Below are 21,447 nucleotides of genomic sequence, written 5' to 3'. Positions count from 1 at the left end.
TGGAAAGGCTGACCATAGTGGGTGACAGTCCCGTATGTGTAGTGTCTTTGAGGATGCTTGAGTAGGGCGGGGCACGTGAAACCCTGTCTGAACATGGGGGGACCACCCTCCAAGCCTAAATACTCCCTAGTGACCGATAGCGAACAAGTACCGTGAGGGAAAGGTGAAAAGCACCCCGACGAGGGGAGTGAAAGAGACCTGAAACCGGATGCCTACAAGCAGTCGGAGCCTCTTATGGGGTGACGGCGTACCTTTTGTATAATGGGTCAGCGAGTTTCTGTTTGCAGCGAGCTTAAGCCGGTAGGTGTAGGCGTAGCGAAAGCGAGTCTGAATAGGGCGCATAGTTGCTGGCAGAAGACCCGAAACCGAGTGATCTAGCCATGGCCAGGCTGAAGGTGCGGTAATACGCACTGGAGGGCCGAACCCACGCCTGTTGAAAAAGTCGGGGATGAGCTGTGGCTAGGGGTGAAAGGCCAATCAAACTCGGAGATAGCTGGTTCTCCGCGAAATCTATTGAGGTAGACCGTCAGGTGGTTACCCCGGGGGGTAGAGCACTGGATGGGCTAGGGGGGCCCAAAGCCTTACCAAACCCAACCAAACTCCGAATACCCGGAAGTATAGCCTGGCAGACAGACAGTGGGTGCTAAGGTCCATTGTCGAGAGGGAAACAGCCCAGACCACCAGCTAAGGTCCCCAAATCGTGGCTAAGTGGGAAAGGATGTGGGGATTCCATAACAACCAGGAGGTTGGCTTAGAAGCAGCCATCCTTTAAAGAAAGCGTAATAGCTCACTGGTCTAATAGAAACCCTGCGCCGAAAATGTAACGGGGCTCAAGCCACGTGCCGAAGCTGTGGGTGCATATCTATGATATGCGCGGTAGCGGAGCGTTCCGTAAGTCAGTGAAGGAGACGGGGTGACCCTCTCTGGAGATATCGGAAGTGCGAATGCTGACATGAGTAGCGACAAACAGTGCGAGAAACACTGTCGCCGAAAGTCCAAGGGTTCCTGCGCAAGGTTAATCCACGCAGGGTTAGTCGGCCCCTAAGGCGAGGGCGAGAGCCGTAGTCGATGGGAAACAGGTGAATATTCCTGTACCTGCCAGAAGTGACGAATGCGATATGTTGTCAGGTCTTAACGGATTGACTTGGCTTTTGGAGCATTCCAGGAAATAGCTCTGGCGTATAGACCGTACCCGAAACCGACACAGGTGGACTGGTAGAGAATACCAAGGCGCTTGAGAGAACGATGCTGAAGGAACTAGGCAAATTGCTCGTGTAACTTCGGGATAAGCGAGACCCGTTGGTGGGCAACCATTGGCGGGTGGCACAGACCAGGGGGTAGCGACTGTTTATTAAAAACACAGGACTCTGCGAAGTCGAAAGACGACGTATAGGGTCTGACGCCTGCCCGGTGCCGGAAGGTTAAGAGGAGGTGTGAGAGCACTGAATTGAAGCCCCGGTAAACGGCGGCCGTAACTATAACGGTCCTAAGGTAGCGAAATTCCTTGTCGGGTAAGTTCCGACCTGCACGAATGGCGTAACGACTTCCCCGCTGTCTCCAGCATCGGCTCAGCGAAATTGAATTCCCCGTGAAGATGCGGGGTATCCGCGGTCAGACGGAAAGACCCTATGAACCTTTACTGCAGCTTTACAGTGGCATCAGAGACATTCTGTGTAGGATAGGTGGGAGGCTTTGAAGCAGGGGCGCCAGTTCCTGTGGAGCCATCCTTGAAATACCACCCTGAATTTTTCTGATGTCTAACCGTGGTCAGTTAGCCTGATCCGGGACCCTGTATGGTGGGCAGTTTGACTGGGGCGGTCGCCTCCCAAAGTGTAACGGAGGCGCGCGATGGTGGGCTCAGGCCGGTCGGAAACCGGCTGTTGAGTGCAATGGCATAAGCCCGCCTGACTGCGAGAGTGACAGCTCGAGCAGAGACGAAAGTCGGCCATAGTGATCCGGTGGTCCCGCGTGGAAGGGCCATCGCTCAACGGATAAAAGGTACTCTAGGGATAACAGGCTGATCTCCCCCAAGAGTCCACATCGACGGGGAGGTTTGGCACCTCGATGTCGGCTCATCACATCCTGGGGCTGGAGCAGGTCCCAAGGGTTCGGCTGTTCGCCGATTAAAGTGGTACGTGAGCTGGGTTTAGAACGTCGTGAGACAGTTCGGTCCCTATCTGCCGTGGATGTTGGAGACTTGAGAGGATTTGTCCCTAGTACGAGAGGACCGGGATGAACATACCTCTGGTGCACCGGTTGTCGCGCCAGCGGCACCGCCGGGTAGCTAAGTATGGAAGGGATAACCGCTGAAAGCATCTAAGCGGGAAACCCACCTCAAAACTAGGTCTCCCTGAGGGTCGTGGTAGACCACCACGTTAATAGGCCAGGTGTGAAAGCGTGGTAACACGTGCAGCTAACTGGTCCTAATCACCCAATAGGCTCACTCTCTTACTGTCCCCTTAAAAGGACAGCCCGTGCACAGAAATCATCCATATAGACGCCTACTTCTTCATACCAACCGTCCTCCACACACCCTCTACAGGGTGGACTGGATGACCTGGTGGCCATGGCGGGGAGAGATCCACCCGATCCCATCCCGAACTCGGCCGTGAAAACCCCCAGCGCCTATGATACTGTGGCTTAAGCCACGGGAAAGTCGGTCGCCGCCAGGTCTTCCAATCCACCCTACTCAAATATTACCCCAGCAAATTTCAACACACTTACAACCGCGGGGTGGAGCAGCCCGGTAGCTCGTCAGGCTCATAACCTGAAGGCCGCAGGTTCAAATCCTGCCCCCGCAACCAAGCACAGTTTCTGAAACCCCGCTAAGTCCCTGACTCGGCGGGGTTTTGCGTATGTGACACGTCTCAACAGGCGTCTAAATCACTAGAAAAATACATAATGGTGTCCGCGGCGGGATTCGAACCCACGGCCCCAGGATTCTTACCACTTCAGCTTTCACTGCCGCCGCATCATAATACGCAACGTTCGTGGTCTGGACTGTCCCTTTGCCTTAAACCTGAAAACCTCAGATCGTTAGGATTTATAAAATTATATTATGAATGTTCAGTTAAAGCAGGCATAGGCATATTAACAATCTATAAAAATTCACCTCTCATTGCGGCTAGTCATAGACTTAATATTGAGAATGCCGCTTATGAGCAGTCAGATCGATCTGGATAGCGACCAGACTTATACAAATACTTCCTCGGTTACGACGTCCAAGACGACACTGACCATAGAACTTAATGATGTTGATGATATCATTATTCAGAATAGCGGTACACTTTCCTCAACAGGTAAACGAGGGATGGATACCTCGAGTGTCGCAGGGTCTGGTTCGTCGGTTACTATTAACAATACGGGCACAATTTCCGGATATGATGATGGTATCCGTATAGATGATGCGCTGGCTGATGGCACGTTGTCGTTGGATAATAGTGGCACTATTCAATCTACAGATGATGGTCAGGTCATAGATTTCAATTCTGTTAGTTCAGCATCTTCCATTACAATCATTAACGAAATTACTGGCACCATAAGGTCTACGGATGCAGATGCTCTCCGTCCGGGTGCAAATGCGACTATTGAAAATGCAGGTACAATCTATGCCGATGGAACCAATGGCGCGACAAAGAATGATGGTATTGATTTTCAAGACTACAGCGGAACAGTCAATAATTCCGGTTCTATCTCCGGTGCGCGTCACGGTATAACCAGTAGTGCCGATGTTACGGTTGTGAATGAAGCAGCCGGCACGATTACAGGGCGCGATGGTTCGGGTGTTGGGTCTGACGGAAATGGAACCGTCACGAATTACGGAACTATCACTGGAGCCTATGATAATTCCGGTACGGGTGATGGGGATGGTGTTGATATAGATGGTTATGCAACTATTACCAATTATGGAACCATTCAAGGTACAGGTGCTGGCGGAAACGGAAGTGATGGTTACCCTAATACCAGTGAAGGGGTTTCGATCGGCGGCGGAGACATTGTTAATGCCAGCGGCGCTCTCATAAGCGGAGCAGCAAATGGTATTCTGGTTGATAACAGCAGCCAAGGAGATGCGCCTTATGCAACAACCATTACCAACAATGGTACCATCCAAGGGTTAGCTGGTTACGGTATTCATATCACTGATACGTTTGATGATACGATTACAAATGCGGGGGCAATTTCAGGAACAACAGATGCAATTCTTTTTGGTGATGGTAACGATACCTTAAATATCCTGACAGGTTCAGTTATTTCCGAAACAGTTGATGGCGGGGGAGGTCGTAATACTGTCAATTTATCTGGTTCAGGTACATTCGACGGTGCAGTTGATTTCCAGACAATGACTGTTTCCGGAAGCTGGATCCTTTCGGGAGATCAGTCTTATTCCACAATATCTCTGGCCAACAATGCCACTTTGACACTTCAAGGTAGTGCGCCTTCTACGGAAAGTATTGCTTTTAGTGGAGGTGCGGCGCTTATTTTAGGTAGCGTTTCATCTTTTGCTGCGACACTTTCAAACTTTGCTGTTGGTAACAGCCTAGATTTTTCTACAGTGACGTATGATACGGAAGCGACTGTTAGTGTATCGGATAATCAAGTCATTATCAGCAGTCATGGCGTTACCTATACACTGACGATGTCTTTGGCAGATACATCAGAGCAACTACAGTTAGCGAAAGAGTCAGACGGCTCACTTATGCTGGAAGCTGTTGTATGCTTCCTTCCAGGTGCCATGATTGCCACCCCAAATGGGGAATGTGCAGTGGAAACCTTGCGTCCTGGTATGCCTGTACTCACTTTTGACAAGAGCGAAGTAAGGCCAAAAGATATTGTGTGAGTTGGCTGCCAGCATGTTACCGTTAGGGGAGATTGTCCGCCAGATGTTGGTGGGGTGCCTGTCCGTATTTTTAAGGATGCTCTTGCGGCAGGTCTCCCTCATCATGACCTTTTGGTGACACCTGAACATTGCCTTTATCTTGAAGGACGTTTTGTACCCGTCCGGATGCTCGTGAACGGTCTTACAATTGCTTATGCACACGAGATACGTTTTTATAAATGTTATCATATAGAAACACGAGATCACGCCGTAATCCGTGCAAACGGCCTTTTTACAGAAAGCTATCTTGATACCGGAAATCGTCGCCATTTCAGCCCTCTGGCAGAGGGCACGGTAGTGCATGCTTTTCATGGGCCAGCACGTAATTGGGATGAGCATGCGGCCACGGAACTTTGCACGGATCGTTCTTTTGTTGAGCCGCTGTATCATCAGATAGTCCAACGTGCTGCTAAAATGGGAGGTATTGTCGCCCAACCTGAACAAGAACGTGCGCAGAATCCCGCGCTTAAGCTGCTTCTGCCCAATGGCTTACAGATGGTGCCGTTGCGCGTTATCGGTAATCGTTATGTGTTTGTGTTACCTGCTGATATTCATGCCGTTCGGATCATATCTCGTTCCGCGCGTCCATGCGATACAATCGGCCCGTATGTGGATGATAGACGCAGCCTTGGTGTGCTGGTTGGTCGTGTTATGATTTGTGATGCGCACCAGATTTATGACATCAATACTCACTTGACCAACGATCTACCAGGTTGGGATGTGCAAGAGGATGGTGCATACCGTTGGACGCTAGGTGATGCGGTTTTGCCATTAGGTGAACGTCAGCCAAACAGTCATACTGTTCTGGTTCTGCATGTTGAGGCGGCTGGACCATATTTGGCAGACAAAAAAGTTATGGCTACGGAGCAGATGACCCTGACTGCTTGATTTACGTCGCAAGCAGTGATTACCGGATTTCTAAAGCGATCACTGGTGATAACTTTTGCGGCCTGCCCTGATCATTAAATATGATCTAGTTAATCTGGGCAATCTGCGGTAGGCGTTATGGATGTCAGCGCGCTCTTACAGTTTGACGCATTTAGTGGTCTTCTGGCCACTGGTGCTGCTTGCTCTGGTTGTGCGTCTGACATTTGGTGGAATTGTTTCTCCAGTAGTTCTGGTTGAAGATCCACTCAGAGATCTCACCAAGCTGAGTATTCTTTGCGACGACCAGACACCGCTTTCTGATCCTGATGGACAGCATCATCATGCAGCTGATCCACAGGACGATAGTTTTCTTCTTTCCGAAGCTCTTGAGCTTTTTTTGCTCAGTGTTGCGTTCTGTATTTTTGCAGGGTTGATTACAGAACGTGTGGGCCAAACATGGATGTTTCCTCCCATCCGTGGCCCACCTGCGCCAAAACGTACGTCTCTCTGCCCGCAAGGGCCTCCCGTCTGACCTGAAATTACAAGCGCCGCTCGTGTGTTTTTGCACACGGGCTTTTCGTGTTGTTTATTCAGGTTCAAAATCATGTTTCATGTTGATGGCACTGCCCTTCGGTTTTCCGGAGCGATAGCGGTCGTGACTCTTTTTTTCGTAGCAAATACTCATATTGCTGCAGCCCAGATACACCGTGGCAAGCAGACATCTTCGGTTAGGCATCAGGCCAAAACTGAACAGGTTACGGTAAAGGGCAATAGCCGTGCTTCCGCAATAACGCGCCCGGCTGGGCAAACAACGTATAGTTCTGACCGAGGCAGTTTTGGTAATCAGGTCGGACAAAGTGTTGCGGATATGGTTGTCACCATTCCCGGCGTGAGCTTCACTCAGGGGAATGGCCCACGGGATACGGTGGTTTCTGTCAGAGGTTCAGGAGACCGTCAGTCCTATGGGCTGAAGAATCTACAAGTGCTGGAAGATGGTTTCCCGATGACACAGCCTGACGGAACCGCCCGTGCCGATCTTATTGATCCGCATGCTTATGAGGGCGTGGATGTGTTTGAAGGCCCAGCATCAACTCTGTATGGCAATTATGCCATTAACGGTGCGATCAATTTTCGTGCCCGAAAAGGTGCGGATATCCACGGGCTTGAGGTTGGTTCGGATTTTGGCAGCTTCGGAATGTTCAATAATTACGCCACGTTGGGGCTTGGCAATAAGCGTTACGATCTGATGATTTTTGGGAGTGATGTTCGCGGGAATGGGTTTATTGCCAATAGCCGTTACAATACCTCAACAGAGAATGTTCGACTGCGTGTTAACCTCACATCATCAGACCGGCTCATCTTGAAGTTTGTAAACAACGTTACGGATGCTTTTTTACCCGTGCGGCTATCGCTCAACCAGTATCGGGCTAATCCCTATCAGCGGGGGTGTTATAATGCGGCAGATGCAGCAACAGGATGTGCATCAGTTAATCTGCTGGTGAATGGTCGTTACGGAACAAAAGAAGCCATAAGTCCGGAAGCTGCTGGTTTGGGGAGATTTGACCGCCGGACGGTTGTTGGCTTGCGTTGGGAACATGATTTTAATGCGCGCACAATATGGCGTAATCAGTTTACTTACGATCAGCGCCATATTGATCAACCAACATCGCCAGTAGCGTATGTTGGGCCGTACAATTCCTACAATGCCAGCAGCGATATAACGAATCATGCGCGCCTTGGTGGCAAGGCACTGGAAACTTTTGGCGGGATCAGTTTTGATTATCTCGACTTTGGTTCCCAGACTTATAATATTATGCCGTTTGGTGGAGCTACCCATGGTGCGATGCATTCGGAATCCTATGGCCATCAATGGAACCTAGGCGCAAGGTTTCAGGAAGACTGGCATTTTGCACCCAATTGGCACGTAGTGGTGGGGCTTGGTGGAACTTACTCCGATATCGGGGCCACTGAGACACTTTACAGCTATTCTGCCACAGGCCGGGACCAACGCTACATTACGGCCAATCGCTTCTACTTTAATTTGGCTCCGGAAGGGGCGTTAATTTATACGCCGTCAAAGAAATGGACATTTCATACCCGTGTCGGCACGGCTTATGGAACGCCATCATCTTCAAATCTGTTTATTACACCGCAGGGGCAATACGGTAACAATACGCAACTGAAAAGCCAGACAAGTGTTGGGATTGACCTTGGTGCAGATTGGCACCCATCTTCCAACATGACTATTCAAGCAACAGGGTTTTACGAATTCTATAATAATGAGCTTGTTAGTCAGTCTGCTGGCGTGAATACTGTTGGTTCCTATACATTTAATGCGCCAGCTTCCCAGCATCGGGGGATCGTTCTGGGGCTGAACTGGAAGCCGCTTCCTACAATATTACCAGGAGGACGGATAAAACTCAGTTATACTTATGATAATCAGGTTTATACAAATTACACTGAAGTCCTCTCAAATAGTGACCTTTCGCGCAGTTTCAGTCGTAAAGGAGAATATATTCCGGGCGTTATTCCCAATTTTCTCAATGCGCGCTTTTTGTACGATCAGCCTGATGGTGCTCTGGAAGGGCTTGGTGGCTACGCTGAGGTAACGTGGCGGGATTCTTACTGGCTGGATAATGCTAACCGTCTAAAAGCCCCCGGTTATGCGTTGCTGAATCTGGAAGTGCATTATGATCCGCCAGCTCGGCTGGGATGGGCGCATCGGTTGCACTGGTATTTCGAAGTGCAGAACGTAGCAAACCAAACCTATATTGCAGGGGCCACGAATATCAGTGACAGCTTGCAGGCTAACGGACAACAGGCAACGGCCCGCACGCTTATGAACAGCACAGGCTCTATTTACGCAGGTTCACCCAGAGCGTATTTTGGTGGTGTACGTATCCGGTTTTGAAAAGAGGATGAGCAACACTTATAATGGATGATTTTTGGGGGATGGTAAAAGCTGTTTAAGCTCCACGGCAATTTGATGGGCGCTGGAATCAACAGGGATCATACCAGCCAGATGGTTCTGGCCGTCCATCAGATACAGGAGCGAACTATGATCCATAAGATAACCAGGCCCATTACTAACACGACGCCGTGCTGAGACATGAAATGCGGCCATGATAGGCTGAAGCTGTGCTTCGGTTCCGGTTAGCCCCACAATGCGTGGAGAAAAACGTTGGATATATTCTCTGATAACAGCCGGTGTATCTCGCGCAGGATCAACCGAGATGAAAATGGGCGTAATGTTCTGCCCTTGTGGCCCCAATTCATCCAACGCAGCCGATACAGTTGCGAGCGTAAGCGGACAAATATCTACGCAATGCGTATAACCAAAGTAGATGAGCGTATAACGGGCCTGAAAATCAGATTGTGAGACCATATGCCCGTTTTCATCAGTCAGGGCATAAGGCCCTCCAATCTGGGTGTGGGATTGTGATGTTAGAACTGTTCGCAGCCCAGTTGCCCCTATAAGTAGAGCAAAGATAATTCCCATAACAGGCAAAATTGTTTTCCAATTTTGTCTGTGCAAGGAAAAGGATTTCCGCTTATTAAATGTGGCTTTGTATCGGCTCTTCTGGGTCATGGGTGTATTATAGCAAACAGCGAATATGCTTGCAGCAAAGCATTGTCATTTCATTATATGTGGGTTCCCACTTGTAAAATAACCCATGTATTTTGGGGCCGAATAGGAACAGGCCTTCTCCATTCAGCGTTAACGAACAGGCGATATTTTTATGCCTGAATAATTGTTTCTTTGGATAAAAAACATGTCGAAGCCTGTTCTTGTTATTGGTGCAGGGCCAGTCGGTCTGACCATGGCTATTGAGCTGGCCCGTTACGGTGTGCCTGTCAGGATTATTGATAAGCTGCCAACACGCACCACTCAATCTCGGGCTCTGGCAATATGGCCACGAACTCTGGAGTTGTTACAAGCTTCTGGTTGTGTGAAGGCTTTTGTGGCCAATGGGCTACATGCAAAAGCGCTTCGTATCCACAGAGGGAATAAGATCCTTGCCCGTATTCCATTCAAAACGATCTCTTCTTACTTCAATTATTTACTGATGCTTCCACAATCGGAAACGGAGAAATTGTTGGAAGAACACCTCAAAACTCTTGGCTGCACTGTCGAGCGTGAAACAGAACTGACAGATTTCGTTGATAAAGGTGATAGTGTTTCCTGCACTCTTACACATAAGGAAGGTAAGGGTGAGAGCTTGGAAGCATCGTGGCTTATTGGCTGCGATGGTGCCCATTCTTTCGTGCGCAGCAAACTTGGTATGGTCTTTGAAGGAGATACTCTTCCCATAAGTTTTGTTCTTGCTGATGTGCGTGTGGCGGGTCTTTTTATGCCACCTGATGAACCTACTATTTTCTGGCATCATGATGGTGCAGTCATGCTTTTTCCGATATCACGAGATCGCTCCCGTATCATAGCGGATATTGGTTCGGCTCCATTACGTATGCCGGACTTGGAAGAGATACAGGAGATTATAAACCAACGTGGGCCGGGCGGCCTTACTCTGTCCGATCCGGTGTGGCTGTCAGACTTTGCAGTGAATGAACGTAAAGTTCGACGCGGAAATCTCACAGAAGGGTTGTACATCGGGTTAGATTATGAAAAAGTCTGTTTTGCACAAAAGAAATTTTCGTAAGCTATAAGAAAACCCGATGCAGACAGAGTGTAGCGCAGGCGCGTATGAATTTCCAGCCTCCTGTGGACGGCGTGTTGTGGCCCGTTTTGACGGGGGTCGCATGAGTTCGGATGGGGGCGTCATTCTGGTGAAGCAGGCTGATGACATTCTGGGTCTCAGCCGCCGCTTTGCTGCCTGTTTTCGCGATGAACGGCATCCCGGCTTTGTGGAATACCGGGTTGAAGACCTTGTCCGTCAGCGGATCATGGGCCTGGCACTGGGCTATGAAGACCTTAATGACCATGACGCTTTACGTCATGATCCTGTCATGGGTCTGGTATCGGGACGTCTGTCAGGAAGCCGGGCCAACTGTGTGGCACTGGCAGGAAAATCCACGCTGAACCGGCTAGAGCGCAGTGGGCAGCAGGCAGATCGTTACTGCCGCATCATTGCTGATCATGAGGCCCTGGCTACCCTGTTCGTGACGCTTTTCATGGACCAGCATGAGCGCGCACCCGCCCGGATCGTTCTGGATGTGGATGCCACCGATGACCGTATCCATGGCCATCAGGAAGGCCGGGCCTTTCATGGATATTACGGCCATAACTGCTATCTTCCCCTGTATGTCTTCTGCGGGGACCATCTCCTCAGCGCTACCCTGCGCACGGCAGACAGGGACCCGGGGAAGGAAGCACTGGCAGACATCCGCCGGATCGTGGAGCAGATCAGGAGCCGTTGGCCCCGGGTGCGTATCCTGGTGCGTGGGGACAGCGGTTTCGCCCGGGACAGTCTGATGACATGGTGCGAAGACAACCACGTTGACTTCCTGTTCGGGCTTGCAGGCAACACCCGCCTGTATGACCGGATTGCCTCTTTGTCCGCTGAGGTTCGTGACGAAGCCGCCACGACAGGCAGAGCTGCGCGCGGTTTCGCCTCCTTTGACTGGATCACAAAGGACAGCTGGACGCGCCGCAGGCGGGTCGTGGCCAAGGCCGAATGGCGCCACGGCAACCGCTATCATCGCTTTATTGTCACCACGCTACCGCAGGGAATGTCCGACCCCCGCCATCTCTACGAACAGATTTACTGCGCACGCGGGGATATGGAAAACCGCATCAAGGAATGCCAGATGGATCTGTTCTCAGACAGGACCTCGTCCCACACCATCCGGGCCAACCAGCTCCGGCTGTGGTTCTCGGCCGCAGCCTATGTCCTGCTGACCGCTCTGCAAAGACTGGCCCTTGGCCAGACCAGCCTGGAGACGGCGACCTGTGGCACCATACGCGCACGACTGCTCAAAATCGCGACACGTGTAACGCTCAGCGTCCGTCGGATTGTCCTGTCCATGCCGGACATGTTCCCCTGTCAGCATGAATTCGCCCTCGCTCATGCACGATTGCGAAGGCTCCGGCAGGCCATCTGAAGAAACAGACAGTGCACAGACCACAATAGCTTCCACCAACACTGCCTTCTCAGGCCGTGACACCCTCACTGCGTTCAGAACCCGCCGCCAGAAGCAGAATATCGTCAATATTCCAGATCGGGCTCCTGTGGGATGACTGAACTCTACAAAATGACCCGAAATTGCCTCAAGTGTGAGAAATCCGCGTCGAGATCATCCGGCGGTCAGAGACAGCAAAAGGGTTTGAAATCCTGCCGCGTCGGTGGGTTGTGGAACGGACCTTCGGTTGGATGATCCGCTGGCGTCGCCTTGTGAAGGACTACGAACAGCGGATCGACGTCGCAGAGGCCATGATCCACATCGCCATGGGAAGCCTCATGCTACGCCGAAACGCTCATCCGTGAATTTCCAAAAGGGCTCTAACAGCCCCTTTAGCGGCTAAGGCTGGAGAAAATACAGCATTCTATCGTTATGCGCGCTTATTGTCTCGGAATGAGGTTGGAACAGATCCAGCGCTTTTTTCAAAAAATATAGAGGCATTCCATCAAGCCAATAAGTCTCGTTTTGCGTCACATCCAGAAGCATTGTTGTGCACAGCTACGCATGATCATAAACGCGGAGAGGATGGAAGAGCGCGCCTAACGGTTTTAAGTGAACCTGAGGCGAAATGGTCTGAAATCGTAAGATGTTGGTTTGAACAAAATTCTAGCTTACATAAATATGACCATTTAGGAAAACAGATTTCCAGGGCAGATGAAATATTTATATACCAAACACTTATTTCTGCATGGCCATTAAATAAAAGTGATTTTTCTGATTTATCTCAAAGGTTACAGTCTTATTTAACTAAAGCGTTGCGAGAATCTGGTTTACGCACCAGTTGGGATGCACCTGATATGGCATATGAAGAAATGTGCCAACATTTTATGATACAGCTTCTACATACATCATTTGCAAAAAATCTTGCTGAATTTATAAATATTATTTCTCCTTCTTCTGTAATTAATAGCCTAACACAGGTTATTTTACGTTATACGGTTCCTGGTGTGCCTGATTTATATCAGGGGCGAGAGGAATGGGATTTCAGTCTTGTAGGTCCTGATAATAGAAGACCAGTGAATTATTCAAAATTACAAGAAAATTTAGAGCAAGAGGTCAATCTATTAGAATTGACTGCCTCTTGGCATGATGGAAGGATTAAACAGCCTATAATATACACACTTCTTAAACTGAGAAAAAATTATCCACAGATTTTTACAAATGGTCAATATAAAGAGCTTTTGGTGCAAGGTCCATTATCAGACCATGTTGTTGCATTTCAGAGATCTACAAAAGATATAAAAATTATTGTTATTACAACGAGATTTAATTTTTCACTTGAAGTTGATGAATTTTTGCGAAGTTATCATTGTGGCTGGAATGGAACTAAGATTTACCTGCATGATAGACAGAGAGATGTTGATTGGAAAAGTATTTTATGGGGAAATACTTTTAGAAATAAAGACATTTTAGACCTTGCATATTTTTGTGGATCGGTTCCGTTTGATATTTTTATTTCTCATCATGTGACATGATGAGTGTGTAAAGTGGAGCGTTGATTGAGACCAAAAAATCTACGGCGGGAACACATACGCTGGCCCATACGTTGTTTGTCCTATATCTGAATTGCGAAGAGGAAAAAAGTGGTGTCCACAATACTCATAACAGGTGCAGGAACCGGCTTTGGCCATGAAATTGCCCTTCGGCTGGCAGCAAAAGGTTTCAATGTTATTGCTGGTGTCGAAATTGTATCACAGGTTCGTGCATTATCCGAGGAAGCTAAAAAGCGTGGTGTAGATTTGCTCGTTGAGAAGCTGGATGTCACGTGCGAGGGAGATCGCCTTAAGGCAACTCAGTGGGATGTTGATATTCTACTAAATAATGCTGGGATTTCTGAAGGTGGTGCCGTTGCTGATATTCCAGCAGAAAATCTTCGGCGTCAGTATGAAGTCAATGTTATTGGACCTGTCTTACTTACACAGTTACTTCTGAGAAAAATGGTAGAGAAAAAGAAAGGCCGGATTGTTTTTATGTCATCCGTAGCTGGTTTAACGACAGATCCGTTCTCCGGTGCTTATTCCTCTTCCAAACATGCTATTGAGGCAATTGCGTCTGCACTAAGTCAGGAGGTCAAGGAATTCGGGATTGAAGTTGCTACAGTAAACCCTGGACCATTTCTTACCGGCTTTAATGATCGCATGTTCGAAAGTTGGAAAAGCTGGGTGGATGATCCTACAAAACGTCTATTCGATTATAAAAATATTGCGTTCCCGCATGAGCAGTATGATCCCGAACCGGTTTTTGAAACAACGGTTGGTGTTCTGACGGGAGAAATTGATAGCTATCGTAATGTTGAGCCCAAGGAAATTATTGGCCAGCAGAAGGAACAGCTAGAGGCTGTATGGAAGCAGAAGGTTACAGACGGCCTTGGAAAGCGGGCGCCTCTTGTGCAGAAAGCTTATGATATCAGACCGGGAACTCCGGTCTGATACAGCTATCAGGATTGTCAGAGTAAGTATCTTCGGTAGCTCTCTGACGAAAAGCAGATCGACAGTTTGTCTATTGGCGCACTAAACACTGCTGTAAGTGCTTAGTGGGCAAGAATATGTTCGAGTTGTGCAGCGATATGAAAAAGATCATGATCTTCAGCATAACGGCCCATAACCATCAGCCCCACTGGTGCTTCGCCCATCTGATGACAGGGAAGGCTGATGGCGCATAGATCAAGAAAATTGGCTATAGTGGTGTTGCGCAATAAGAGCAGGTTAGTAGCCGCATAGCGGGCGTTATCATTCATATCGCTGATTTTTGGGGCAATAACTGGCACAGTTGGTAAAATAACAGCATCATACTGGTTCATGATGTCGGCTGCTTGCTGGATTAGCTTGGTTCTGCTTTTCAGTAAAGAAATGTAATCCACAGCGTTTTGCTCATAACCTCGTAGAATGCGTTGCAATACAAAGGGATCGTAAATACTACGGTGCGTTTCTAACAGAGGCAGGTGCCATGCAAGAGATTCAGCCGCGGGAAATCCCCCTTTGCTGTTGGCTTTAGGAATTTCTTTAAGGGGAGGGCAGGTAAATGTTTCCAGCATAACGCCGTTTCTGGAAAGTCTGCGCAAACAATTTTCCCATGTATGGGCCACTGTATCGTCCATATCTTCCATGACAGAAGTGCCAAGAATACCTAGGCGAAGAGTGCGTCCATCTCGTCCGGTTGGGGCATCCTGTATGCGAAGCGTTCCGGTTGCCATCAGGCTATCTACAGCCCAACAACACTTTACTGTTCGGCCAATACTTCCAATGGAATCTAAAGTAGAAGATAGGGGAACAGTACCCTTAGTAGAAATACGGCGCGCAGTGGGCTTAAAGCCGATAAGGCCAGTAAGTGCCGCAGGAATACGGCAGGAGCCCCCTGTATCACTGCCAATGCCTACAAATGCCATGTTATCCGAAACAGAAATAGCAGCCCCAGAGGAAGATCCTCCGGGAATACGTTTTTCATGCCTGCGCCATGGATTGGCCGGAGTGCCAAAATGCGGATTGATACCGATGCCTGAGAAAGCAAATTCGGTCATGGTCGTTCTGCCCACGCTAATAAGCCCGGCTTGCTTAAGGTTTCCAATGGCAGGAGCATCTGTACTGGCAGGCAGGGCATCCGCTAACACCATAGAACCAGCTTTAGTGATGGAACCGGCTTCATCAAAGAGATCTTTAATAGAGATAGGCAACCCAGCTAAAGGGGAAGGCGCTTGTCCCTGAGAGCGTAACCTATCCATGATGTCGGCTTGCTGACGCGCAGTTACGGCATGCACAGACATGAAGGTGCGTGCCCCTTCTCCATGTAGATCTGCAATGTTGGCTAAAGCGTTTTCTACCAGCTTGCGGGCTGTTGTACGGCCATCAGCAAGTGCCTGCGCAGCATGAAACAGAGAAGGGAAGGAGGGCATTGGGACTATTCCGTGTTTATTGGCTGTCGATCCATGACAAGAATAGGTTTGAGTGTATCATGGTTGGCCTATAGCCACAGCAAAAGACAGACGATGCCGGTTTAATGAGAATATCTGTTCTAAATTGTTAATGGTGTATGGAGTTCAGCTTTTAATTCTTAGGCATCCATAATCTGTGTACCCGGCCAATTTTGGGACATGACCATGCTTTTGGCCAATGCAATAAGAATATTTCTAACAGCAACGCCTGCTTCCGTTTCAGGAATACTTTCTGGCACACATAGAGAAACATCTTCCTGAATAACTGGGCTGCAGAGTTCATATACGCGGGATTTTCCCGGAACAATAATTTTGCTGGCAACAGACCAAGGTAAAATAGTAAACCCAATGCCTGCAGCAACAGCATCTTGAAGTGTCAGAAGAGCTTCAACTTCTGCAACAATGTGTGGTTTTATTTGCTTGCGTGCAAAAGCTGTATTGATGTGTTTACGTACGAAATTATAATCTGGCGGGAGCAGAAGCGGAACTTCTGTAAGCTCTGAAAGCTTAACGGGCGCAGATCCTCTTCCCGCAAAAACAGAATCTTCTGGCGCAACCAGGAAAAAGTTTTCTTTCATCAAGGGGGTGAAATTGACCCCTTTAATTGGCCCGGCACCGTGGATAATGGCCATATCTAGCCGACCGGTCATGACCATTCCGCTGTAAATGTCATCGAAGCTTTCTGTCAGATGGAGTATGATACCAGGCAATTTGGCACGCACTTCTTTTAGAAGAGCTAAGGACAAAGTAGAACCGGAAGAATATGGAGAAAGACCAACGGACACTTTGCCGACTAATGGTCCACCGCCACTGCTAACTTCTGTCATGGCACGATCAAGCTGTTTGATCATGGTTTGCGCGTGGCGGTAAAGTTCCAGCCCTGCGGCTGTTGGGGTTACTCCCATTTTGCTGCGGATAAGCAACTTTTGTTTGAATGCAGTTTCAAGAGAAGCTAATTGTTGGCTAAGGGCTGGCTGTGCGATGTTCAGAATATCAGCCGCTCGGGAAATGCTCCCGATATCAATGATTTTTACGAATGCCTGTAGTCGCCTGATGTCCAATTTAAGTCATCTCCATGCGCTGCATTTCAAATTATTGTTACTGAAATTTTGGCGAAGGTCAATAAACATTCGAAACGAATATCTTGGCATAATTTGCTGTTGTTAGGGTTTGCTTGTTTTGAATTTTATATAATAACAAGAAGTATTGCGTGATAATTATAAATGGCATCATAAATTCATAATTATTTACTTATTTTTGTGTTCATATACTTTCCATAATATTCTTGTATGGGGGTAGAAGATTTTCAATGCTATCTCTTGAGGGCGGGTTTGGCGTACATTCATTTCATATTGATAATTGACTGAATATTCTCACGCGTTTGCGTAAGAATATCTTCGGAGTATGTATGTAATGCCGGGTTTTGCCGATCGACTTAACGGAATTGCTATTTCTGCTTCAGCCGCAATGACGGATAAAGCAACGGCGTTGAAAGCCGAAGGCATTCGGGTCATCAGTCTTTCGTCGGGTGAGCCAGATTTTCCTACGCCTCCACATGTTGTTGAAGCCGCAGTTGAAGCTGCGCGTGCGGGAGATACAAAATATCCGCCACAATCAGGGTAATCCCCCCATAAAAAGAGTGACTTTTGAATGAGAATTTTCTCAGCGTAAGAATTGAGGAGATTCTGATGAAGAGTGATCGCTTTACTGACGCCCAGATCATGGGTGTGATCCGCCAGGCTGAGGGCGGTGTCCCGGTTCCTGACCTGTGCCGGGAGCATGGGATTAGCAACGCCACGTTTTACCGGTGGCGCGCGAAATATGGCGGCATGGATGCTTCGATGATCAGTCAGATGAAGGCTTTGGAAGAGGAGAACCGTCGGCTGAAGCGCATGTATGCGGATTTGAGCATGCAGACGGATATCCTGAAGGAAGCCCTTGGAAAAAAATGAAGCGGCCAGCCCAGCGCCGGGAACTGGCCGCACAAGCTGTGGCGCATCATGGGGTCAGCATTGCGCTGGCCTGTCGGATTTTTGGGATATCCGAGACCTGCTTTCGCTATCGTCCGCGACTGGCAGCGGAGAACGACAGGATTGCCGCTCTTCTGGTGGGACTGACCCAGGCTCACAGGAGATGGGGATTTGGTCTGTGTTTCCTGTATCTGCGCAATGTGCAGGGACAGCTCTGGAATCATAAGCGGGTTTATCGGATCTATCGGGAACTGGAACTCAACCTGCGGATTGAACCCCGCAGGCGTCTGGTTCGCGAAAAGCCAGAAAAACTGTCGGTTCCGGCCCTTCCCAACAGGGTCTGGTCCATGGATTTTATGGCGGACAGGCTGATGGATGGACGTGCTTTTCGGCTCCTGAACATTCTGGATGACTTCAATCGTGAAGGACTGGCGATCGAGGTTGATTTTTCCCTGCCAGCCTGTCGGGTTGTCCGCTGTCTGGAACAGGTTATGGAGTGGCGTGGCAGGCCAGAAGCCATCCGAATGGATAATGGCCCTGAATATGTCAGTCATACGTTGGTTTCATGGGCCGAAAAACAGGGGATTACCCTGATCTATACGCAACCGGGTAATCCGCAGCAGAACGCCTATATTGAACGCTACAACAGAACTGTCCGGCAGGAATGGCTGGAGCAGTATTTGTTTGAAAGCATTCAGGACGTGCAGGAGGTCGCAACACAATGGCTCTGGACATATAACCATGACAGACCCAACATGGGGAACAGCGGGCTAACCCCCGCCCAGAAACTAAAAACAGCTGCCTGAATTCTCATTCAATGCCCCACTAAAAATGGGGGGATTACCGTCAGTTTGCCTCAGCCAGAAGCCGCCTTTATTCTCAAACGGCATCACGCCAGCCTGCGCACTGTTGCCGCGCTGGAGGAAGAGCATGCCTTCATGCAGCATCTGGCGGCCAAAGATGTACCTGTCTGCCTGCCAGTGGCAACGCGCTCCGGCCATACGGCACTGGCGCAGGGAGAGTGGACCTATGAACTGTTTCCACCTGCCCCCGGCCAGGATGACTATCGGGATGTGATGTCCTGGAAGCCTTATCACTCTACTGCTCATGTCCGCGCTGCCGGGCAGGCGCTGGGCCGCCTGCATCTGGCGGCATCTGATTATGCGGCACCATCTCGTGGAGAGGGGACCGTGCCCGCCCCACAAAGGCAGGGCACGAAGACGCAGGCAGAAAATGCCTCAGGGAAAGCGGCTTTTTCACAAGGTATGGCTGTGCCTGCCGGTAGGCCGCTGACATCCAGCATGAACGCCCTTGGCCAGTCAGATCTGCTCCCCGCATTGCGACAATGGGTAAAGGAGCAACCCGGTCTGGCGGAACAGCTTGCACCCCATACGTGGGAGGACGATGTGCAGGCTGTGCTTACGCCGTTCCATGCCCTATTGCGCCCGTTGCTCCCCCATATTCGTTCCTGCTGGGGGCATGGAGACTGGCACGGTTCCAATCTGTTCTGGCAAAATCCGGAAGAAACGAAAACAGAAGCCAAGGTGTCCTGCATTCTGGATTTTGGCATGGCCGAGCGCACCTGCGTTCCGTTTGATCTGGCCGTGGCCATAGAACGCAGCATGATCGATTGGCTGGACCTTTCCCGCTCCCATGGAGTGGTAGCCTACGCGCAACTTGAGGCATTTTTGCAAGGATACCATGCCACGCACCCTCTTGATGCCGCAGAATGGACGCAACTGGTGGCGTTCCTACCGTTGGTGCATGTGGAATTTGCATTTTCAGAAGTTGCTTATTTTGGAACACTTTTGCAGGATCATGCCTCGGCCGATGTTGCCTATACTGATTATCTTCTGGGCCATGCCCGCTGGTTCGCCGGGCCGGAGGGGCAGGCGCTTCTGGACTGGCTGACCCGGTATGCGGCCGATGTTTCGCCCGCTACCAACGCGCCAGCTTTTTCTGCATCGGAGCATCGTCCCCATGCCTGAAAGGCAGCGTCAGGCCCTTCTCCGATTGAACGGGAGAAAACAGGCTGGGTGGAATTATGTGATTCCATATTTTCAAAAGATATTGTTAAAACAGCCTTGTTTTTACCCTGCTTTGATGGGTGTCCTGCCAGTTTTCACAGTGCGGGGTTGGGCAATGGCGTGTGAGCAACACAGGACATTCCCTGCATGAGTCCGCTTGAAATCGCTGCGGTGGTCGCCAGCGCGCTGGGCGTCTGGCTTACGGGCCGCCGCATCATGTTGTGCTGGCCCATTATGCTGATAGCCTCCGTGTTGTATGGCGTGGTGTTCTGGCAGGCGCGTTTGTATGCAGATACGGCCTTGCAAGCTGTGTTTGCCACATTGTCCCTTCTGTGATGGGGTGGACGGCTCCCAACGGCATCGCGATGTGCCAAGGTGAAGTCGTTGCAGAATTCACAGAGGAGGCCACCCATGGAACAAATTATCCGTATTGGCATGGACACGTCAAAAAGTGTTTTCCAATTGCACGGTGTAAACGCGAAGGAGCAGCCTGTTTTGCGCAGGAAGCTATCCCGCCGGGAGATGGTAAAGTTTTTTGAGAAACTGCCCCCGATTGAAATCGCGATTGAGGCCTGTGGCGCCTCCCATTACTGGGGGCGGGTGCTCTCGTGTCTGGGACACACAGTGAAGCTGATCGCGCCGCAGCTCGTGAAGCCTTATGTCAAGCGCGGGAAAAACGATGCCGCCGACGCGGAAGCCCTCTGTGAAGCGATGAGTCGGCCTACAATGCGGTTCGTCCCGCTCAAGAGCGAGGAAGAGCAGGCAGCGTTGATGCTGATTGGAATGCGGGCACGACTTATCCGGAACCGCACACAGCTCGCCAATACGATCCGGGGATATGCTGCCGAGTTTGGGATCACGGCGCCCAAAGGCATGTGCCGGATTGAGGCACTCCTTGATCGGATCGCTGCGGACGAAAGCCTGCCCACATTGACGCGCGAGTTGTTTGCCCTTCACGCAAAGGAATATGCTGAATTGCAAGGTGAAATCGAACAGCTTGAGGGCAAGGTGATGGCATGGCACCGCGCCAACGAATGCAGTCAGCGTCTTGCGAAAATTCCGGGCGTTGGCCCGATCGGCGCAGCGCTGCTGATGATGAAAACGCCTGATCCGCATCTGTTCAAATCGGGTCGAGCCTTTGCGGCCTGGATCGGATTGACGCCCAGGGATCACTCAACCGGTGGAAAAACAAGGCTTGGCAGAATCACACGCGCTGGCGATGAGGTCTTGCGAAGCACGCTGGTGGTTGGCGCGACCGCAGTCGTGTCGCATGCCCGGCGGACCAATGGGAAGAATGCCTCATCTTGGTTACGTGAATTGCTGGAGCGCAAAAAACCGAAACTCGCAGCGGTGGCCCTTGCCAATAAGATTGCGCGGATTGCCTGGAAACTGATGGTCAGCGGCGAACACTATAAGCGCCTTCTGCAGCAACTCGGCGCAGCTGCTGTTTGAGCTTAGCCTGGCACGATGCGCTGACATTTGACGCTCTCGTGCCGAGCTGAGGTCGTGGCTTGCAAGTAATAGAGCAGATGGTGTGATCGATCGATCCATGGCGTGAGAAAACCCGTGGCAACCAGTGGTCATCAAAGACCGCTTCTGTGTTTGGGGCTCACGCTGCGGAAGCCATCTTGGCCAGCGACC

At 50.0% G+C, this 21,447-nt stretch carries 13 protein-coding genes, 1 tRNA gene, 2 rRNA genes and 3 pseudogenes (1 of these 19 cut by a window edge); 16 read left to right on the top strand and 3 right to left on the bottom strand.

The annotated features are described in order from the left end of the window. The 6 genes and pseudogenes from A4S02_RS08685 to A4S02_RS08660 form a co-directional block, all read left to right on the top strand. Nucleotides 1-2,448 (top strand): 23S ribosomal RNA (locus A4S02_RS08685); it begins 295 nt to the left of the window's first position. Between the two features lie 108 nt (nucleotides 2,449-2,556). After that, nucleotides 2,557-2,672 (top strand): 5S ribosomal RNA (gene rrf, locus A4S02_RS08680). 55 nt (nucleotides 2,673-2,727) lie between these two features. Beyond that, nucleotides 2,728-2,804: transfer RNA gene (locus A4S02_RS08675), tRNA-Met, on the top strand. A 344-nt stretch (nucleotides 2,805-3,148) separates the two neighbouring features. After that, nucleotides 3,149-5,764: pseudogene (locus A4S02_RS16350) on the top strand (Hint domain-containing protein). Nucleotides 5,765-5,885: 121 nt separating this feature from the next. Next, nucleotides 5,886-6,275, top strand: coding sequence for a hypothetical protein (locus tag A4S02_RS08665; RefSeq protein WP_070323530.1), 390 nt, complete (start codon nucleotides 5,886-5,888; stop codon nucleotides 6,273-6,275). A gap of 24 nt (nucleotides 6,276-6,299) precedes the next feature. Further along, nucleotides 6,300-8,654 (top strand): TonB-dependent receptor family protein, encoded by a 2,355-nt coding sequence (locus tag A4S02_RS08660; protein WP_208858874.1) that lies wholly within the window; start codon nucleotides 6,300-6,302, stop codon nucleotides 8,652-8,654. Nucleotides 8,655-8,672: 18 nt separating this feature from the next. Here the strand turns inward: A4S02_RS08660 and A4S02_RS08655 are convergent, their stop codons facing one another. Next, the gene (locus tag A4S02_RS08655) at nucleotides 8,673-9,278 is read right to left on the bottom strand and encodes an SCO family protein (RefSeq protein ID WP_228142332.1); all 606 of its coding nucleotides are present in this window, start codon (nucleotides 9,276-9,278) and stop codon (nucleotides 8,673-8,675) included. A 238-nt stretch (nucleotides 9,279-9,516) separates the two neighbouring features. Between A4S02_RS08655 and A4S02_RS08650 the strand changes: the two genes are divergently transcribed. The 5 genes and pseudogenes from A4S02_RS08650 (at nucleotide 9,517) to A4S02_RS08635 (ending at nucleotide 14,310) form a co-directional block, all read left to right on the top strand. Beyond that, on the top strand, nucleotides 9,517-10,401 hold the full coding sequence (locus A4S02_RS08650; RefSeq protein WP_228142331.1) for an FAD-dependent monooxygenase: 885 nt from the start codon (nucleotides 9,517-9,519) through the stop codon (nucleotides 10,399-10,401). 16 nt (nucleotides 10,402-10,417) lie between these two features. Beyond that, nucleotides 10,418-11,803 carry an IS1380 family transposase gene (locus A4S02_RS08645; protein ID WP_070323399.1) on the top strand — a complete coding sequence of 462 codons (1,386 nt, stop codon included), beginning with the start codon at nucleotides 10,418-10,420 and terminating at the stop codon, nucleotides 11,801-11,803. Nucleotides 11,804-11,988: 185 nt separating this feature from the next. Beyond that, nucleotides 11,989-12,186: pseudogene (locus A4S02_RS15130) on the top strand (transposase); the annotation flags it as partial. A gap of 78 nt (nucleotides 12,187-12,264) precedes the next feature. Further along, nucleotides 12,265-13,356, top strand: coding sequence for a malto-oligosyltrehalose synthase (locus A4S02_RS08640; protein WP_228142330.1), 1,092 nt, complete (start codon nucleotides 12,265-12,267; stop codon nucleotides 13,354-13,356). Between the two features lie 108 nt (nucleotides 13,357-13,464). Continuing rightward, nucleotides 13,465-14,310, top strand: a complete 846-nt coding sequence (locus A4S02_RS08635; RefSeq protein WP_019088667.1) for an SDR family oxidoreductase — start codon at nucleotides 13,465-13,467, stop codon at nucleotides 14,308-14,310. Nucleotides 14,311-14,411: 101 nt separating this feature from the next. On the opposite strand, the gene A4S02_RS08630 is transcribed toward A4S02_RS08635, so the two are convergent. Together A4S02_RS08630 and A4S02_RS08625 are read right to left on the bottom strand one after the other, a co-directional pair. Beyond that, nucleotides 14,412-15,770, bottom strand: a complete 1,359-nt coding sequence (locus A4S02_RS08630; protein WP_070323529.1) for an amidase — start codon at nucleotides 15,768-15,770, stop codon at nucleotides 14,412-14,414. Nucleotides 15,771-15,928: 158 nt separating this feature from the next. Next, a complete protein-coding gene (locus tag A4S02_RS08625) occupies nucleotides 15,929-16,870 on the bottom strand; it encodes a LysR substrate-binding domain-containing protein (protein ID WP_070323528.1) in 942 nt (313 codons plus the stop codon). A gap of 352 nt (nucleotides 16,871-17,222) precedes the next feature. Here A4S02_RS08625 and A4S02_RS15530 point away from each other — a divergent pair. The 5 genes and pseudogenes from A4S02_RS15530 to A4S02_RS08595 form a co-directional block, all read left to right on the top strand. Next, nucleotides 17,223-17,429, top strand: a pseudogene (locus tag A4S02_RS15530) (aspartate transaminase); the annotation flags it as partial. Between the two features lie 68 nt (nucleotides 17,430-17,497). Beyond that, nucleotides 17,498-18,585, top strand: a protein-coding gene (locus A4S02_RS08610; RefSeq protein WP_099046890.1) for an IS3 family transposase whose coding sequence is annotated in 2 segments (ribosomal slippage) — nucleotides 17,498-17,759 and nucleotides 17,759-18,585 — 1,089 coding nt in all. Because the reading frame shifts where the segments join, the coding sequence is not laid out codon by codon here. A gap of 45 nt (nucleotides 18,586-18,630) precedes the next feature. Further along, nucleotides 18,631-19,767: a phosphotransferase enzyme family protein gene (locus tag A4S02_RS08605; RefSeq protein ID WP_228142329.1), complete on the top strand. Its 1,137-nt coding sequence runs from the start codon at nucleotides 18,631-18,633 to the stop codon at nucleotides 19,765-19,767. Between the two features lie 186 nt (nucleotides 19,768-19,953). Continuing rightward, nucleotides 19,954-20,142, top strand: coding sequence for a nicotinamide mononucleotide transporter (locus A4S02_RS08600; RefSeq protein WP_070323525.1), 189 nt, complete (start codon nucleotides 19,954-19,956; stop codon nucleotides 20,140-20,142). 75 nt (nucleotides 20,143-20,217) lie between these two features. After that, entirely contained in the window at nucleotides 20,218-21,258 is a 1,041-nt protein-coding gene (locus A4S02_RS08595; RefSeq protein ID WP_070323512.1) for an IS110 family RNA-guided transposase, read from the top strand. The last annotated feature ends 189 nt before the right edge of the window (nucleotides 21,259-21,447 follow it).

Origin of the sequence: Acetobacter ascendens, assembly GCF_001766235.1 — a bacterium.
Lineage (GTDB): Bacteria > Pseudomonadota > Alphaproteobacteria > Acetobacterales > Acetobacteraceae > Acetobacter > Acetobacter ascendens.
This window is presented reverse-complemented; position numbering and strand designations above follow the sequence as displayed.

What these genes read in the sequence shown, in the direction of transcription:
- A4S02_RS08665 (WP_070323530.1), top strand. Translation starts at nt 5,886, where the DNA reads ATGTCAGCGCGCTCTTACAGTTTGACGCATTTAGTGGTCTTCTGGCCA.
- A4S02_RS08650 (WP_228142331.1), top strand. Translation starts at nt 9,517, where the DNA reads ATGTCGAAGCCTGTTCTTGTTATTGGTGCAGGGCCAGTCGGTCTGACC.
- A4S02_RS08645 (WP_070323399.1), top strand. Translation starts at nt 10,418, where the DNA reads ATGCAGACAGAGTGTAGCGCAGGCGCGTATGAATTTCCAGCCTCCTGT.
- A4S02_RS08630 (WP_070323529.1), bottom strand. Translation starts at nt 15,770, where the DNA reads ATGCCCTCCTTCCCTTCTCTGTTTCATGCTGCGCAGGCACTTGCTGAT.
- A4S02_RS08600 (WP_070323525.1), top strand. Translation starts at nt 19,954, where the DNA reads ATGAGTCCGCTTGAAATCGCTGCGGTGGTCGCCAGCGCGCTGGGCGTC.
- A4S02_RS08595 (WP_070323512.1), top strand. Translation starts at nt 20,218, where the DNA reads ATGGAACAAATTATCCGTATTGGCATGGACACGTCAAAAAGTGTTTTC.